This is a genomic window from Dorea sp. BIOML-A1, assembly GCF_009875615.1.
GTDB lineage: Bacteria > Bacillota > Clostridia > Lachnospirales > Lachnospiraceae > Dorea_A > Dorea_A amylophila.
On the sequence record NZ_WWSA01000003.1, the window covers coordinates 1 to 17,714 of the forward strand.

A 17,714-nucleotide genomic window follows, 5' to 3' on the forward strand; every position below is an offset into this window, starting at 1 on the left:
AATATCGCCAGCCATAGCATGGCTGACGATACAAAAATTTATTATTTTTTATTGTCCTCTTGACGGGGAGCATACCAGTTTCCCGCATGTGGATATTTTTTTATATTATACCAAATATTACTGCCAGCAATATTACGATCGCATTCGTTACTGTCTGTACCGGAACTGCTTTCTTGCAGAAGTGCTGTACATCCGTCTCGGTCAACGCACATCCGAGATAAGTTGATGAGTTTGTCGGTGTTGAACTTGTTGCCAGTGACAGATTACATACGAACGGTGCAATGATCGTCACTGCCGGAATTCCAAATCCTGCCCCGATAGAGATAAACACCGGATACATTGCATTGAAGATCTGGAATGGAATAAAGTAAATAATAATTACACATAATAACAGCAAGATGATATGTATATATTCCAGCATGAACTTTGGACAGATCTTAATCAGACCGTCTGAGATCGCTCCTACCATTCCCGTATTATTGAATACTGCCTGATATACAGAGATCGCAAGCAGCATTACGATAATATTCAGATACATCGGTCCGACTTTACCAAATATTTCCCCAAAATTCTTCGGATAGTTGATCATTGCCGTTACGACCGTTGCTGCCATAAATACCAGATACGGAGGCAGACTGAATACACCAAGACCAACCATAAATACAATGAATAAGATAAAATTAATCCAGAAAAGCTTTGGTCGTCTGTACGGATTCTCTTCTACTTCTTTTGTCTCTTCTTCTACATTTTCCTCAACTACACCAAATGTTCCCACGCGTTTCTTATGCCTGATCCCGAAGTATACCCACTGCAAAATGATGGCCGGGATAAAACATAATGCCCATGGAATCGATGCCTTTGACAATTCATTGGCAGATAATCCTGCCGAAGATGCCGTATATGCCATTCCAATCCCCCACGGAATAAAGCACATCGCAGACATTGCAGTCTGTGCTATGATAAACGCTGCCTCACGGTCAAAATCATATTTCTTATAAAGTGGTACCAACACCGGGAACGTGATCAGGTACGCCGGTGTAAAATTACCTGTCAGAATTGCAAATGCTGCAATTACGGATGTCAGGATCATAATTACAATAACATTCATCTTATTGCCAAGCTTATTCGTCACTGCGGATACAATGGTATCAAATACCCCTGCTTCCGTAAGCATCTGAAAATACAGAAATGCAAATAATAACATGAAGCCTGCTGATTTCATGATTGAACTGAACTGTTCCAGTACAAAATCACTTGTCTCCTGTAAACTAAAGCCCAAAAGTAACGAACATATGACCGGTACAATAAATAATACAAAATTAAATGGTACTTTCTTCGTGACAACCGTTGCCACAACGATCAATACCAGAATAATCGCCATTACAGTAGCATTCATAGTCTGCACCTCCTTAATCCATGTGGACTTTCAGAAATTTTTCCACAATATCCATATTCTTCTCTGTCCAGAATGCCGGATCTCCATGCTTTGCATTCTCTATCAGATAAAATTCTACTTCTTTTTCTTCTTCTCTCAGTTTCTTATACAGGCGGATACTCTGTTCAGGTGCAACCAGATCATCTGCAAGTCCGTGCATCATCAGTACCGGCGGTATCTCGGTCTCTTTGTTTACATAATTCATACAGGTAACTGCATTGGAAAGTTCCGGATATTCATATACATTCTTCTTACCGATCAGCATTCCTTCCGGACTGTCCGGCTCTCCCTGATTCAGTGTCGTTGGAAAATCTTCTTTTATCTGCACGCATGTAACACCATAGAAATCTACGATTGCATTTACCTTGCAGGAATATTCTTTATAGACGTCTGTGTCCATCAGTTCCTGATCTGCTGTCACACCTGCAATAAACGCTGTATTACCGCCGCTTGAATCTCCCATTAAAAAGATCTGTGACGGATCAATACGATATTCTTCTGCATGTTTTCTTAAGAAACGAACTCCTGTCTTTGCATCCTCTACCTGCGCCGGAAATGCAGCAAGCTCACTTTCTCTATATTGAAGGATTGCTGTCACAAATCCACGCCTTGCAAGATCTGCCATTGCTCCGAGCCTTTTATAGTTATCCTGCTTTCTCCATGCCGATCCCTGCACATACAAAATTGCCGGATATGTTTCCTCTGCTTTGGCATTCGTCTCCGGTACGATCATCTGAAGCGTACGTTCAATCCCATCTCTGTTTACATAGCATACATCATGCTTATATATTCCATATCTCTCCGTTCCATCTGCTGTAAGTTTCTGAACCTCTTCCATACCCTCAAGTTGTATCCGGAAATCTTCAAAACTCATATTTTTGATTTCTTCACTTGTCATTATCTGTTTCCTCCTGCTCCGTTTTTCTATATTGTTAATTTTATAACTGGATACAGGTATCAGGTCAAGTGTACTTATATTAATACATTTTATGAATTTTAGTCTTTTTTCAAGTTTTCTATCGTTTGTTTCTATCATTTCTTTCTAATATCACCTTATTTTTATCATTTTATCCCACTAAAGTGCGAAAACCTGAGATTAACTCTCAGGTTTCAGCAATATATATATTTTCAGATAATTCCAGTCATTTTCTTCTTCATCATGCGTAATTTTGATCCTTACACAGTAAGCATCTCCCGGTACATCCATATCTTGTTGAAACTCCCGGTATATCTCCCTGATCTTCTTCTGCAATATTCCATCCGATGCATATGCTCCTGTAATTTTGAGGTAAAATACAAATGCTCTCCCACCTTTTATCCTGGTATATCCTTTTTGCCTGCTCCATGCATTGCCGCATTTTACTTTATCTTCTATATACTCTGCCCGCACTGCCTGTCCCCAGGAAAACCGATTTTCTATACCATTCAGACTTTCCCTGCTTATCTTAAGTACCGATTTACTTTCCGGCGCATAATCCATAAAATTAATCCCGTCTGATTCAAGCTGCGCATCTTTTCCATATTCCATGTTTTCCGTTTGGAATCGGATCCAGAAATCCGGCATTTCTTCTATATACCAGTTTCCCAGTTTCTTTTCTATCTCTTTCGTCTCTGCAAGATAATCCGTCACATGTTTCTTAATCTCCTGCAGCTCAGACAGTGCGATCTCTATTTCTTCTAACCTTTTTTTCAGTAGATCCTCTACTGCTTCCGAATCCGCTTCTTTTATCAGATTTCTGATATCTTTCAATGCGAAGCCAAGATTTTTATACTTCATACATTCGTAAATATCCGTACATGCCCTTATATCATACGACCTGTAATTTGAATGTTCTCTTCTCGCAGAACTCAACAGACCAATCTTCTCATAATATTTTATTGTATGCACGGACACCCCTGTAAACTTTGCAAGCATTCCTACCGTCTTTTCATTCATCTGGTCACCTGTCTCTTATATTTCCTCTGTCTGCTCTTTTTCCAGTTGCTTTTTCTTCTTCCTTGCCTCTCTTAATTCTTTAAAAAATGATTTCATCATCTGGCTGCATTCTTCTTCCATGACTCCTGTCGTCAATTCCACCTGATGGTTAAATTCCGGCATATCCAGAAGATTTAAGATCGATCCCGCACAACCGGCTTTTGGATTCATACAACCGACTACCACCCTTGTCATCCGGGACTGTACGATTGCACCGGAACACATCTGGCAAGGCTCCAGTGTCACATACATCGTACAATCTTCCAGTCTCCAGTCATTCATTTTCCTGCTTGCTTTTCTGATCGCAGCCAGTTCCGCATGTGCCAGGGTATTGTTGTCAATCGTTCTCCGGTTGTACCCTCTTCCTATGATCTTATCCTGATACACAATCACACACCCGATCGGTACTTCTCCGATCGCATAAGCTTTTTTCGCCTGTTTGATTGCTTCTTTCATATATTTTTCATCTGTACTTTGCATTTCCACACTCCATCTGATTATATTTTTCTTTGTATATCTGCGCAGTCTTCCGATCCGCGGACATCTCTGCACCAGTATCCGAATGTCTCTCTGTCATTCGTTTCTTCTTCCGTAAGCGCAAGTCCGGTCTCCTCAAACGGCAGAAATTCCGGAAACCCAAAACTTTCTGCTGCTTTTGCTTCCTGTGGATGATATACTCCAGGTACTCCTAATTTTAACTGACCATCACAGACTGTCAATATCAGGTGATGATAATTATAATATCCATGAACCAGAAAACTATTGTTCGCATGCTTCCATTCACATCTCGGAAGACATACCATATCTTTCCGTTGGATTTTTCTGACTTTGTATCTTTTCCCACATTCCTTTACTTCCTGTTCCTCTGAAGCCTCTGCAATACTCTTTTCTTTTTCATGCGTCTCTTCCTCCGCCATCTCCCACTTTTCCATCTGACAGATATTTACCGCATCGTCATTCCACACTGCAGCATAACAGTGCCCGCTTATGTCTTTCAAAATAATTCCGTTGACCAGACCATAATTTTCTTTCTCCCCCATATCTTCCGGTGTATAACACAATTGATAATTCAGTCCGGGAGACGGCGGCTCTGTCACTCCCATATTGATTCCGGTACATTTTTCATCCTGATTCCAGAACAAATATACTTCCAGTCCCTTTGCGTCTTCTTCCATCCGGAATCCTTTTCCGTGTACATGGATCACACACTGTTCCATATCCTGTTCTATTTTTACGAAGCCTACATTCCGCATCTTCTTCTCTTGTTCGTATTCATACAGATATCGAATAAACCGTCTCAAAATACCCACTCCTGTTTACGGCTATTTATCACAATCTATTCTGAAATATTCTCTTTTATGCCATAATCGCATTCAATTCCTGATACAACCTCTTCGCATAGCTGTCGGTCATTCCGCAGATATAGTCCGTAACCAGTAATAATCTCAGATACAACCGGTAAATGTCTGGCTGTCCCTCCGCATGATAGCAGTATGCTTTTTTGTAATTATTGGAAATAAACGAAACCAGCCGTTCTTCTATAGAATTCAGTTTCTGTGCCGGATCATCATATTTAATTATCGCACCCATGAAGCGGTCCATCAGATTGTCAAGCATCACTGCTTCCTTCACTTCCATCCGGTAGATTGTTTCTGACTTAAACACACATTTGCATGCAATCTCTCCAAGTAATTTTACAAGTCCTTCCGCCGGTGTATCTGCGAATAAATCTGTTTTATATACTCCATTCATAATCTCATCGTAATGAGAAGTAAATCCAGATGTTGCATATCCGATCAGAACTCCCTGTGCCTTTACGATCCAGTTTTTCACTGCATAATCTCCGGGGTTATCTACTCCGTTTTTCTTTGCACGTTCATATAATTCCACCAGTTTATCTGCCGGCCGGAATCTATTCCATTCCGCCTGTTCCGGAACTGCCAGCTTCTTTTCCCTGTTTTGAAGCTTCCGCAATTCATCCCGCAGACTGTGATAAGTAATGAACCCTTTCACAAATGCATCTTCGATATCTGCCGTTTTATATGCAATATCATCTGCTGCCTCCAGAATAAATGTCAGAGGATGTCTGCAATTTCCCGTCCCTGTCTCCATCACGATATCTTCGAATAACTCCCGGTCCGCATAATAATATCCCATCTTTTTTTCACGGATATCCCCGGACTTTGGCCGGATCTGTGTAGATGCCACCGGATATTTTATAATTGTGTTTAAAAGCGCATAGGTAAGATTCATTCCATTTTCATCTACCAGGAAATGAAGCTTACTCACCAGCCTGAGCGCCTGTGCATTTCCTTCAAAATGATAAAAATCTTCCCTCATCTGTTCTTCCAGCAATTCTTCTATCGGTGTTCCGTGATATTTTAACACCGGAAGATTCCGTTCAAACCACTCTCTGATCGCAAACTCCCCATAATGTCCGAACGGAGGATTTCCAATGTCATGAATCAGTCCTGCACACTGAAGAATATTGCAAATATCTTCTTTCATCCCCGGAGTGAAACTTGTATCTTTCTTATGTGCCAGTATGCTTTCGCCGATATTCTGTCCCAGCGATTTTGCCAGCGATGATACCTCCATAGAATGGGTCAGCCTGGTCCGAATAAAATCACTTTTATCTAATGGAAATACCTGTGTCTTGTCCTGAAGTCTCCGAAATGATGCACTTCCGATGATCCTGTGGTAATCCTTTTCAAATTCGCTTCTCAGATCGGTATCGGCGGAACGTACATCCTGATGTCTGCCCGGCCTTTGTCTCTTTGTCGATAAAAGTCTTGTCCACTCCATTTTACATCCTCCTTTTTGTCAAAAAGTGTCCAGCCGGATCTCCGGCTGAACACCTTATTTACAGCATTACTTTCTTAAGTTCATTTTCCATTAATCCAGATAGATCGGCGGCTCATAATCTTTGCCAAGTAACGCTTTCTTACGCTCCTGATATCCGAGAAACGCCCACTCCGTCATATCTGTCCACTGATGAGTTCCACGGTCATATACCTGCACATAGCCGATCCGGTTCGGATGCATTCTTACACTGTTCGATTCATATTCATGTCCGGTATAAGGGTTAAGTTCCCCTTTCTCAAGATCCTCTTCCGTTGATGTAAATAAATCCTCTTCATTCTCCTGTGCATACCTGTTCTGATGTCCTGCATCATAGTTCGTATTTAACTGTTCTGCATTTTCATATGCAGCCGCTTCTGTCTCTGCGGCATATGTCTCTGCTTCCTCAGGTTCATCTGGAAGAAACTCTTCTGCAAGTTCGCCTGATTCTCCATCTTCTGAATAATCAAATTCATGATATTGGATTTCCGGTTTTTCTTCCTCTTTTTCTTCTTTCACCGGTTCTTCATGCTTTTTATGGATTCCGAAAAATGCTCTCCATCCATGTGCCTTCTTCTCTGTCTCAGTCTTCTTTGGTTCCGGTTCTTCTACTTCCGGCTCTTCTACCTGTTCCTCTTCCGGCTCAGTTACCGGCTCTTCCTCATACTCCGGTTCTGCTTCTTCATATGCCGGCTCTTCTGCATACTCCGGCTCTTCTTCTACTTCCGGCTCTTCCTCATACTCCGGCTCTGCTTCTTCATATACCGGCTCTTCTGCATACTCCGGCTCTGCTTCTTCATATACTGGCTCTTCTGCATACTCCGGCTCNAAGAAGCAGAGCCGGAGTATGCAGAAGAGCCGGTATATGAAGAAGTAGAGCCGGAGTATGCTCTTCTGCATACTCCGGCTCTTCTTCTTCATATACTGGCTCTTCTGCATACTCCGGCTCTACTTCTTCATATACCGGCTCTTCTGCATACTCCGGCTCTGCTTCTTCATATACTGGCTCTGCTTCCACCTCTGCTTCTACTTCCGGCTCCGCTTCTACTTCCGCCTCTGCTTCTACTTCCGCCTCTGCTTCCACTTCCGGCTCTGCTTCTACTTCCGGCTCTTCTGCTTTCTCATTCACAAAGAAGTCAAAAATCGTCTCCTGGACATATTCCGGATTCTCTTCTACAACTTTCTTTGCTTTTTTCTTGTTTTTTTTCTTCTCAATCGCATCTAATTCTTTATGAATATCGACCAATTCTCCAATCGTAATATCCCTTTCTTCCGCTCTTGCAGGTGCTGCTTTCTGTTCCGGTTCTGCAGCTTTCTGTTCTTTCGCCGGTTTCTCTGTGCGGTCTTCATGTTCTTCTAATATATCTAAATAGAACGGGCATTCCAGAATCTTTGCGATCATACGCATATCCTGCTCCTGGAAATTATCTCTTCCGAGACGTTGTGTCAGGTTCTGGCGCGACATCTTTTTTCCTGTCTGTTTTTCTATCTTTTCTGCAAGTTCTTTGATGGTCATTCCTTTACGGCTCAGAATGATCTTGACCTGTTCTCCAAATGTTAATTCCAACATCGTCTTCCTCCTTAATTATTCTTACACTCCCATACTCTCCTCATGTGTTTTTTTATGGTTTTGTAAACAATTTTCTATCTTGATAAATCTTTATTTTTCCCTTTTATATTCTAACAAATCACCGAAATCACGTCAACTACGCAACTCATCAATTTTCCCTGAATTTCCGGTTAAAAATGAAGTTTTTCGTTCCATTCCCTCACCACATTTTCATCGATTTTTACTATTTTTCTGTCATAAGAAAGAATTCCATTTACCTCTTCTTCTATATCCGATAATTGCGTATAGACCGTTGCACTTAACCCCCTGCTGATATTCGGGATAACGAGTTTTTTTATCAATTTTTCATACGCTCTGCTGAGATCTTTTTTTCTTTTAAATATCTTATATCCGTAAATATCTTTTTCATACATACTGTGCTTCGGAATCTGAAGCGAGTATCCCCCGAATTCGGTAAGCGCTGTCACCCGCTTTTCTGGTGTGATATTCAACGGGAAGAAATAATCATGAATACTTTTGATATCCCCACATCCCTGATCAAACCATCCGCTTGCAGAATCAATCAATCTGGTATGATCTTCTGCCAGAGCAATGTCTGTCATCTTCCTCGTCTTGAATTGTCCCCAGCCCTCATTAAATATCACCCATGTCACAACGGACGGATGATTATATAACCGCCGGATCGTTTCTTTCATTTCACTTTCAAACTGTTTCTGTCCGGTCGGATCCTGACGTCCCATCAGATGCAGCCTTGTATCCTTTGCACGGATATGCGTTCCTTCCATAGCTGTTGCCAGCCAGGTAACATACCAGCTCTTATATTCACGTCCTCCATTCACCATATCCTGCCATACCAGCATGCCAATCCGGTCACAATGATAATACCATCTCTGCGGTTCTATCTTGATATGCTTCCGGATCATATTAAACCCCAGATCCTTCATCTTCTGGATATCATAGATCATCGCTTCATCACACGGTGGTGTATACAAGCCGTCCGGCCAGTATCCCTGATCCAGAACTCCTTTTTGAAAATATGGTTTGTTGTTCAAAAAGATCCTCGGGATTCCGTTTTTGTCATTCTTCACTTCTATCTTACGCATGGCAAAATAACTCTCTGCCGAATCATTCCCCATCTTTATATGCACATCATATAAAAACGGATCCTCCGGACTCCAGTTTCTCATATGCGGAATTCTCACCATACATGGTCTCCCTGTCCTGCCGGCAGTTTTTAACGGCCACATCGTTCTTGCCGTTACCGTCACATCATAGTCGATATCTTTTCTTCCGGCGGCATCTTCCAGCTGTATCATAACGGAAGACTGATCATAAAGCGGTGTGATCTTCAGATCTTTGATGTGATACTCCGGAACCTTTTCCATCCATACCGTTTGCCAGATTCCACTTTGCGCCGTATAGAACATCCCGCCATTTTCTAATTTCTGTTTTCCCCTGCTGTAATAATATGTATCGGAATAATCTTTTACTTTTATTGTCAGTATATTTCTTTCTTCTTGCAATGCATCCGTAACATCGAATGAAAACGGCAGATATCCGCCCACATGTTTTCCTTGTTTCTTTCCATTTACATAGACAACTGCACACTGATCCACAGCTCCGAAATGAAGCAGCCAGCGACTTCCTGCTTCTGGTCTTATCTCTTCCGGAAGACTCCTTTTATACCATAAAAACTCATCCGGCTTTAACTGTCTTCCGACTCCCGACAGTGCTGCCTCCGGTGAAAACGGGACCAATATGTCTCCGTTCATTTTCTTTGGAAATCCTTTTGTATCTTTTATTGCATATTTCCACACACCGTTCAAATTCACATAACTTTTCCGGCGCATCAATGGTCTTGGATATTCCCCTAATACATTCTTTTCATTTATATTGTCTGCCCATTTCGTCTTTAACTGTCTCATGTTCATACACCCCTTTTTAAGCAAGTCTGACTTCTTGTAATCTCCCCCCGATTTCATCATCTGTCGTAATCACTGCGGCTCTTGCATCCCCCTGCTTCAATTCATATTCCCTGCACAGGTAGATCCCGGGATATTCATCCGGCTGCTTTCTCATATATGGTATGCCATCCGGCCTCCAGGCAAATTCATATGTCCGCATATCCAGTCCCATGCCCCTCCTGGTAGCTTTCATAAAGCTTTCTTTTAATACCCAGAAACGGTAGAACCATTCTGCCTGTTCTTTTTCATCCACACCTGCACGGATGATCTTACATTCTGATGGGCAGAAATAGCGTTCAGCTACTGACATCCTTAATGCTCCCGTCATCTCCACATCACATCCGACCTGCACGCCTTCCCGGTCACTGCAGGCGCACAATACATACTTTCCCGAATGCGACAGATTGAATACAGCATCTTCCGGAAGTCCGGTCATCTCTTGTATCTTCTCCCATAAGATCCATGCACCGACACTCCTTGCACGGTCTGCCACATTCCGCAGCTTATCCGCTTTTTCCTTTCTCCACTTTGGCACCCTGTTATAATATGCACGATATATTTCTTCTATTAATAGTGGTGTAATATCTGCTGCCCATACATTTACCATTTTCCCACTCCCTTTTTACTATACAATTTTAGTCTAACACACTTTTAAAAAAATGAAAGAATTTATCCAATAAAAGTATTGACAATCAAATTCCATTGCGTTAATATATCATTAATTTCATGCTTTAGGTATTTAAAGTTTTGCAGTGCGAATATTTTACAGTGCAACCACAACAGATTCACACGAGAAAGAAAATATCACACAAGCACAATGATCATACATATTGGAGGATATTAATTATGATTATCGTATTAAAACCACATACTACAAAAGATGATGTTTCTCGTGTTGAGAACATGGTCAAAAAGAGAGGTCTTGACACACATATTGTACAAGGCAAGGAGATGACAGTGATCGGCTGTATCGGTGACACAGCCAAAGTTGATTCCAAATTATTCGAGATTGATTCTGCAGTTGATAAAGTTATGCATGTACAGGAACCGTACAAATTAGCTAACCGTGCATTCCATCCGGAAGATTCCATTATCAATGTATCCGGCGTAAAAGTCGGCGGAAACAATCTTGCAATGATCGCCGGTCCTTGTTCCGTAGAATCATACGAACAGGTTCTTGAAATTGCCCGGGCAGCAAAAGCTTCCGGAGCCAACTTACTCCGCGGAGGTGCATTCAAGCCAAGAACAAGCCCTTATTCATTCCAGGGACTCGGGCTTGAAGGTCTTGATATCTTAACCGCAGTTAAAGAAGAGACCGGTCTTCCGATCGTAACTGAACTGATGTCCGACAAATACCTTGATGTATTTAACGAAAAAGTAGATCTTATCCAGATCGGTGCACGTAATATGCAGAACTTCGACCTGTTAAAAGAATTAGGGCAGCTTGATCGTCCAATCCTCTTAAAAAGGGGTCTGAATGCTACTTACGAAGAATGGATCATGTCAGCAGAATACATCATGGCATCCGGTAATGAAAATGTCATCCTCTGCGAACGTGGAATCCGTACTTTCGAAAGCTATACAAGAAATACTCTGGATCTTCAGAGTATACCTGTACTTCGTAAACTGACACATCTTCCAATCATCGTTGACCCAAGTCATGCAGGTGGAAAATGGTGGTTAGTAGATTCCATGGCAATGGCTGCTATAGCCGCCGGAGCAGACGGACTGATGATAGAAGTACACAACGATCCCGAATCTGCACTCTGCGACGGAGCACAGTCATTAAAACCTAAGAAATACGACGAATTACTCAAACAGGTTGCACAGATTGCAAATGTAGTCGGAAAATCCATCTAATGTATGCAGCCTCATAGTTTACAGGAGCTTTAAAATGAAACTTACAGTTAATCTGGGAAAAGACAGTTATCCTATTTATATTGAAAATAATATATTGTCCCAGTCAGGGAACTATATCCGTAAGATGTATCATGGCAAACGCATTATGATCATTTCGGACGATAATGTATTTCCTCTATACGGAGATACACTGATCCGTACACTGGATTCAGATTATGAATGCCATCATCTGGTACTCCCTCACGGAGAAGCCACCAAGGATTTCCAGACACTTCCGACAGTCTACAAAGCCATGCTGGAAGCAAAGATTTCCAGAAGTGATCTGGTCATCGCTCTTGGCGGCGGTGTCATCGGTGATCTTGCAGGATTTGCCGCTTCCAGTTATCTAAGAGGTGTAAGACTGGTACAGATCCCAACTTCACTGTTGGCGCAGGTTGATTCTTCTGTCGGTGGAAAAGTCGCAGTAGACCTTCCGGAAGGCAAGAATCTGGTCGGCGCATTCTATCAGCCTTCACTGGTGCTGATCGATCCACTGGTACTTAACACGCTGAAGGAACGATTTATCAACGATGGTATGGGAGAGGTTATCAAATACGGCTGCATCAAAGATGCGGATTTATTTAGTACCTTGGAATCACACAGTTCTTTTGAAGATTTAAAAGAAGAACTGCCTGCCATCATCACACGCTGTGTAGATATCAAACGAATGGTTGTAGAAAATGATCAGTTTGACACAGGTGAGCGTATGTTACTGAATTTCGGACACACACTGGCTCACACCATTGAACAACATTTCCATTATCAGCGGGAAAGTCATGGCGAAGCCGTTGCCATTGGCATGTATCAGATTACCAGGATTGCCGAGGAAAAAGGATTAACACCAAAAGGAACTGCAGACCGTATCCAGCAGGTTTTAAAAACCTACGGACTTCCTTTTGAATGCGGTCTCACTCTTGGGACATTAACCGAAGCGATCGCCTTAGACAAGAAGAATCTGAACGGTAATCTCAACGTCATACTACTTCATGAAATCGGTGACAGCTACATCGAAGCTACAGACATTCAGTTCTTTGATGAAACAGCAAGGCTTGTATAAATATAATTTTGGAGGATATATATCATGGGTAAATTAGAAGGAAAAATCGCAATTGTAACAGGATCAGGAAAAGGAATCGGACGTGACGCAGCACTTGCTATCGCTGCTGAAGGTGCCACTGTCGTAACAGTAGCAAGAACACAGTCTGATCTTGATGAAACAGTAAAAATGATCGAAGATGCCGGCGGAACAGCAATCTCACTTTCCAGAGACCTTACAGACGGAGAACAGGTTGCCGACATGGTCAAAACTGTTGTTGATAAATACGGAAGAATTGATATTCTCGTTAACAATGCAGGCGGATACCCAAAAGAGATCTACAAAAATATCGAACATCAGGCAATTAAGATCTGGGAATGGTCAGAAGAACAGTGGGATCAGATCATCAAAACAAACTTGAGAATCCCATTCCTTGTAACTAAAAATGTTGTACCTGTAATGATAAAACAAGGAAAAGGAGATATCGTAAATGTATCTTCAAGAATGGGTCGTATTGCATCTCAAATGGGTGCATACGCTGTTGCAAAAGGCGGTATCGTAACCATGACCAAGACAACTGCTATCCAGACCAAAGAATACGGAATCAAATGCAATGCCGTATCTCCTGGAATCGTGGACACACCGGGACAGAGAGTCTACAACCACTCTGTAGGACAGGACGGCTGCCCGATGGGAAGCTCAAAAGATGTTGCAAAAGCAATCATCTACCTTTTGGCAGATTCACCGGCAGTTATGACCGGACAGTCTGTCGACCTGTTCACAACAGTATAAAACCTAATGAATACCAAGACTACAAGAGACACTGTCATCACTGGCAGTGTCTCTTGTAATCCTTTTTTAACACCAATTCATTTATTTCCCTGGCTGTCCATAATAAGCATTTGCTCCATGTTTTCTGAAGTAATGCTTATCCTGTAATTCCTGTGGTGCAGGTTTTACGTCCGGGTTGATCATTTCGCATCTTGCTGCCATCTTGGCAACTTCCTCTAATACTACTGCGTTATGAACTGCTTCGTGAGCATCCTTGCCCCATGTAAATGGTCCGTGATTCTTGCAGAGTACTGCAGGTGTTGCAACATAATCCAGATCATCTTCATCGAATCTGTCTGCGATCAGGACACCTGTATTTTTCTCATAAGCTTCGTCAATTTCTTCTTTTGTAAGATTTCTTACACATGGTACTGTTCCGTACAGATAATCTGCATGTGTAGTTCCATAACAAGGAATTCCTCTTCCTGCCTGAGCCCAGCTTGTTGCCCATGGAGAATGTGTATGCACAACGCCGCCAATATTCGGGAATCTGTTGTACAGTTCTACGTGTGTCGCTGTATCAGAAGATGGATTTAAGTCTCCTTCTACTTTGTTTCCCTGAAGATCAACAACAACCATGTCTTCCGGTGTTAATTTGTCATAATCGACTCCGCTTGGTTTGATGACAAAAAGTCCTTTTTCACGGTCAATCCCGCTTACATTTCCCCATGTAAATGTTACCAGATCATATTTTGGAAGAAGCATGTTTGCTTCATATACTTCTTTTTTCAATTCTTCCAGCATTTTTCTTATCTCCTTTACCTCTTCTATATCATAACAGATACGGGGACATCACCGTGTCCCCTCTACTTTTACACAATATGACAGCTTTTACAGATCAGCACAAGCTCTACGCTCTACGTCAAGTCCCTTCTTATATGTCTCCATAAATGCTTCGTATCCTGCTACGCCTTCCGGATCCGGATCAATTCTGCTTCCGGCATTGCTTCCGAATACTTTATTCTTCAGATAATCTCCCAGTTTCTCACCTTCTGCACGTTTTACCATGTACTCAGCCAGGATAGCCATTCCCCATGGTCCGCCTTCTCCTGCTGTCTCCATAACTACGACCGGTGTGTTGATCGCATCAGCCAAAATCTTCTGTCCGACACCTTTTGTCTTGAAGAGTCCTCCATGACCGAGAACAGTATCGATCTCTACACCTTCGTCTTTTGTTAAGATGTCCATTCCGACTTTGATAACACCAAGTGCTGTGTACAGATGAGACCTCATGAAGTTCGCCAGAGTGAATTTTGTCTCCGGTGTTCTTACTACCATCGGACGTCCTTTTTCTACATTTGTGATAGGCTCTCCTGCATAGTTGCCGTAAGAAAGGATTCCGCCGCAGTCAGCATCGCCTTCCAGTGCTTTATTATAAAGTGTTCCATACATCTGGTTCATATCCACGTCTGCTCCGATAGAATCTGCGAATTCTTTGAACAGATTTACCCATGCATTCAGGTCCGTGGTTCCGTTATTGGAATGCACCATAGCAACCAGACTTCCGTCAGGTGTTGTAACCATATCAATCTCTGTATGCAAATCTTTCAGAGGCTTCTCAAGGACAACCATAGAAAAGAATGAAGTACCTGCGGAAATGTTGCTTGTACGCTGTGCTACGCTGTTTGTAGCTACCATACCTGTTCCTGCATCTCCTTCCGGAGGACAAAGTGGAATTCCTGCTTCCAGATTGCCTGTAGGGTCAAGTTTCTTTGCTCCTTCTTCTGTCAGAATACCGGCTGCGTCTCCTGCTACCAGAACTTTAGGAAGGATCTCTTTTACTTTCCATGGATAGTTCTCACCTTCGATGAGTTTATCGAACTTTTGGATCATCTCTTCATCGTAATCTTTTGTATTCATATCAATTGGGAACATTCCGGATGCATCACCTACACCAAGAACCTTCTCACCTGTCATCTGCCAGTGGATATATCCCGCAAGCGTTGTCATAAATGCAATATCTTTTACATGCTCTTCTTTATCCAGGATACACTGATACAGATGTGCGATACTCCATCTCAGTGGTATGTTGTACCGGAACAAATCTACCAGCACTTCAGAAGCCTTTCCTGTATTGCTGTTTCTCCATGTCTGGAATGGTGCAAGAAGCTTTCCTTCTTTGTCAAATGCCATATATCCGTGCATCATGGCACTGAATCCGATCGCTCCGAGTTTTTTAATTGTTACTCCGTACTCTTTCTGTACATTTTCTGCCATGTCACGGTAACTGTCCTGAAGACCTGTCCAGATATCATCCAAAGAGTAAGTCCACAGTCCGTTCTCGTAACGGTTCTCCCATGTGTGGCTTCCGGATGCAATTGGATTGTGCTCCTCATCGATCAGTACCGCTTTAATTCTTGTAGAACCGAATTCGATTCCCAGAAACGCTTTTCCGCTCTCAATGATTTCTTTTATGTTACTCATTGTACGCTTCCTCCTAATATTATTTTTATAAGTTTTCTTTTTATATACTACCCATTATACTATTTTTGCAGGGAAATATCTATTTGATATCCCCTGCAAAATGAAATGTTACTGCTTATGTGATAATTTCAATTATTTCCGGAATGCAACACTGTTCCACAGGAGTTCGTTCTTGAACTGTCTGATTGTTGTATCCTTATCAATGTATACAGCTTCGATTCCCATGCTTGCTGCCCAGTCACCCATCTGCTCTGCTGTTAAGTCATAAGAGAATGCTGTATGATGAGCTCCTCCTGCCAGAATCCATGCTTCTGTTCCAACCTTTAAGTTCGGCTGTGGTGTCCAGAATGCTGTTGCTACAGGGAGTTTTGGCATAGGTTTCTCTGTCTTCTTGCAGTCTACATCGTTGATGATCAGACGGAATCTGTCTCCGAGGTCAATCAGAGATGTTGCGACAGCCGGTCCGGTCTTAGATGTGAATACAAGTCTTGCCGGATCTTCTCTGTCACCCATGCTAAGTGGCTGCTCTTTAATGCTGATCTTTCCATCTGCGATTGTCGGGCAAACCTCAAGCATATGAGCTTCCAGAACGCCTTCTTTTCCTGGTACAAGGTTGTATGTATAGTCTTCCATGAATGAAGTTCCCTTAGCATCCTTCATTCCCTGAGTCATGATCTTCATAACACGTACCATAGCAGCTGTCTTCCAGTCACCTTCTGCTCCAAATCCATAACCTTTTTCCATCAGTCTCTGGATTGCAAGTCCCGGAAGCTGTTTCAGTCCACCAAGATCTCCGAAGTGTGTTACGATTGCCTGATAGTTCTTCTCGTCCAAAAATCTTTCAAATCCAAGTTCGATTCCAGCCTGCACTGCTACATGCTCACGGAATTCTTTCTCATCTCTTCCTTCCAGAAGGATATCATATTTGTCATAATACTCTTCTACTAATGTATCAATATCTGCCTGAGATACAGCATTTACAGCTTCAACGATCTCATTTACAGGATAAGCATCTACTTCCCATCCGAATTTAATCTGAGCTTCTACTTTGTCACCTTCTGTAACAGCAACGTTTCTCATATTGTCAGCTACACGCATAACTCTGATGTGGCTGCTTTCTACAACACCAACTGCTGTACGCATCCATGATCCGATCTGTTTCTGAACGTCTTCATCTTCCCAATATCCTGCAACAACTTTACGCTCCATATTCAAGCGGCTGAAAATGTGTCCATATTCTCTGTCACCATGTGCTGCCTGGTTCTCATTCATGAAATCCATGTCGATAGTGTCATATGGAATTTCACGGTTGAACTGTGTATGTAAGTGAAGTAATGGTTTTCTGTACTCCTGTAATCCTAAGATCCATGATTTTGCAGGAGAGAATGTATGCATCCATGTGATAACACCGGCACAGTTCTCATCTGTATTCGCTTCGTTGAATGTCTTTCTGATTACTTCATTTGTGATCATGGTTGGTTTCCATACGACTTCATATGGAAGGTTTCCTGATTTATTTAACGCATCTACGATAATCTTTGAATGCTCTGCTACGTGTGCAAGACACTCATCTCCATAAAGATCCTGTGATCCTGTACAGAACCAAAACTGATAATTTTTTGTTTTTAACATATTTTTTACTCCTTTTCATTCAAATTTTCTGTTTCGTCTACAGCTTTATTATGTCTCTATTATAAAAATACAAACTTACTTTCTCAATCTCTAAACTCTGCACTTTT

The 17,714-nt window shown here is 42.0% G+C and carries 14 protein-coding genes; 3 read left to right on the forward strand and 11 right to left on the reverse strand.

Annotated elements, in window-relative coordinates; all coding sequences use genetic code 11:
* Positions 1-100: 100 nt before the first annotated feature.
* The 8 genes from GT508_RS01460 to GT508_RS01505 all read right to left on the reverse strand — a co-directional run bounded on the left by GT508_RS01460 (position 101) and on the right by GT508_RS01505 (position 10,392).
* Entirely contained in the window at positions 101-1,396 is a 1,296-nt protein-coding gene (locus tag GT508_RS01460) for an SLC13 family permease (RefSeq protein WP_161143425.1), read from the reverse strand.
* 13 nt (positions 1,397-1,409) lie between these two features.
* Entirely contained in the window at positions 1,410-2,333 is a 924-nt protein-coding gene (locus tag GT508_RS01465) for an alpha/beta hydrolase (RefSeq protein WP_227080693.1), read from the reverse strand.
* A 198-nt stretch (positions 2,334-2,531) separates the two neighbouring features.
* Positions 2,532-3,371 carry a helix-turn-helix domain-containing protein gene (locus GT508_RS01470; protein WP_161143426.1) on the reverse strand — a complete coding sequence of 280 codons (840 nt, stop codon included), beginning with the start codon at positions 3,369-3,371 and terminating at the stop codon, positions 2,532-2,534.
* 15 nt (positions 3,372-3,386) lie between these two features.
* Positions 3,387-3,890, reverse strand: a complete 504-nt coding sequence (gene tadA, locus GT508_RS01475) for a tRNA adenosine(34) deaminase TadA (RefSeq protein WP_055284357.1) — start codon at positions 3,888-3,890, stop codon at positions 3,387-3,389.
* A gap of 17 nt (positions 3,891-3,907) precedes the next feature.
* Entirely contained in the window at positions 3,908-4,711 is an 804-nt protein-coding gene (locus tag GT508_RS01480; RefSeq protein WP_161143427.1) for a hypothetical protein, read from the reverse strand.
* A gap of 55 nt (positions 4,712-4,766) precedes the next feature.
* Complete coding sequence (locus GT508_RS01485; protein WP_161143428.1) at positions 4,767-6,215, reverse strand: deoxyguanosinetriphosphate triphosphohydrolase; 1,449 nt, start codon at positions 6,213-6,215, stop codon at positions 4,767-4,769.
* A 1,776-nt stretch (positions 6,216-7,991) separates the two neighbouring features.
* A complete protein-coding gene (locus GT508_RS01500; protein ID WP_204987901.1) occupies positions 7,992-9,746 on the reverse strand; it encodes a glycoside hydrolase family 2 protein in 1,755 nt (584 codons plus the stop codon).
* A gap of 16 nt (positions 9,747-9,762) precedes the next feature.
* Positions 9,763-10,392 carry a 4'-phosphopantetheinyl transferase family protein gene (locus GT508_RS01505; RefSeq protein WP_161143430.1) on the reverse strand — a complete coding sequence of 210 codons (630 nt, stop codon included), beginning with the start codon at positions 10,390-10,392 and terminating at the stop codon, positions 9,763-9,765.
* 239 nt (positions 10,393-10,631) lie between these two features.
* Here GT508_RS01505 and aroF point away from each other — a divergent pair, with 239 nt between their 5' ends.
* From aroF to GT508_RS01520, 3 genes are read left to right on the forward strand one after another with little or no spacing between them, the layout of a single operon-like run.
* The gene (aroF, locus tag GT508_RS01510) at positions 10,632-11,645 is read left to right on the forward strand and encodes a 3-deoxy-7-phosphoheptulonate synthase (protein ID WP_161143431.1); all 1,014 of its coding nucleotides are present in this window, start codon (positions 10,632-10,634) and stop codon (positions 11,643-11,645) included.
* 34 nt (positions 11,646-11,679) lie between these two features.
* Positions 11,680-12,741, forward strand: coding sequence for a 3-dehydroquinate synthase (gene aroB, locus GT508_RS01515; RefSeq protein WP_161143432.1), 1,062 nt, complete (start codon positions 11,680-11,682; stop codon positions 12,739-12,741).
* 24 nt (positions 12,742-12,765) lie between these two features.
* Positions 12,766-13,512 carry an SDR family NAD(P)-dependent oxidoreductase gene (locus GT508_RS01520; protein ID WP_055284349.1) on the forward strand — a complete coding sequence of 249 codons (747 nt, stop codon included), beginning with the start codon at positions 12,766-12,768 and terminating at the stop codon, positions 13,510-13,512.
* A gap of 81 nt (positions 13,513-13,593) precedes the next feature.
* Here GT508_RS01520 and GT508_RS01525 read toward each other — a convergent pair whose 3' ends face one another.
* From GT508_RS01525 to araA, 3 genes are all read right to left on the reverse strand, one after another.
* On the reverse strand, positions 13,594-14,295 hold the full coding sequence (locus GT508_RS01525; protein WP_055284348.1) for an L-ribulose-5-phosphate 4-epimerase: 702 nt from the start codon (positions 14,293-14,295) through the stop codon (positions 13,594-13,596).
* A gap of 87 nt (positions 14,296-14,382) precedes the next feature.
* Complete coding sequence (locus GT508_RS01530; RefSeq protein ID WP_161143433.1) at positions 14,383-15,975, reverse strand: xylulokinase; 1,593 nt, start codon at positions 15,973-15,975, stop codon at positions 14,383-14,385.
* Between the two features lie 132 nt (positions 15,976-16,107).
* Positions 16,108-17,607: an L-arabinose isomerase gene (gene araA, locus GT508_RS01535; RefSeq protein WP_055284346.1), complete on the reverse strand. Its 1,500-nt coding sequence runs from the start codon at positions 17,605-17,607 to the stop codon at positions 16,108-16,110.
* Between the last annotated feature and the right edge of the window lie 107 nt (positions 17,608-17,714).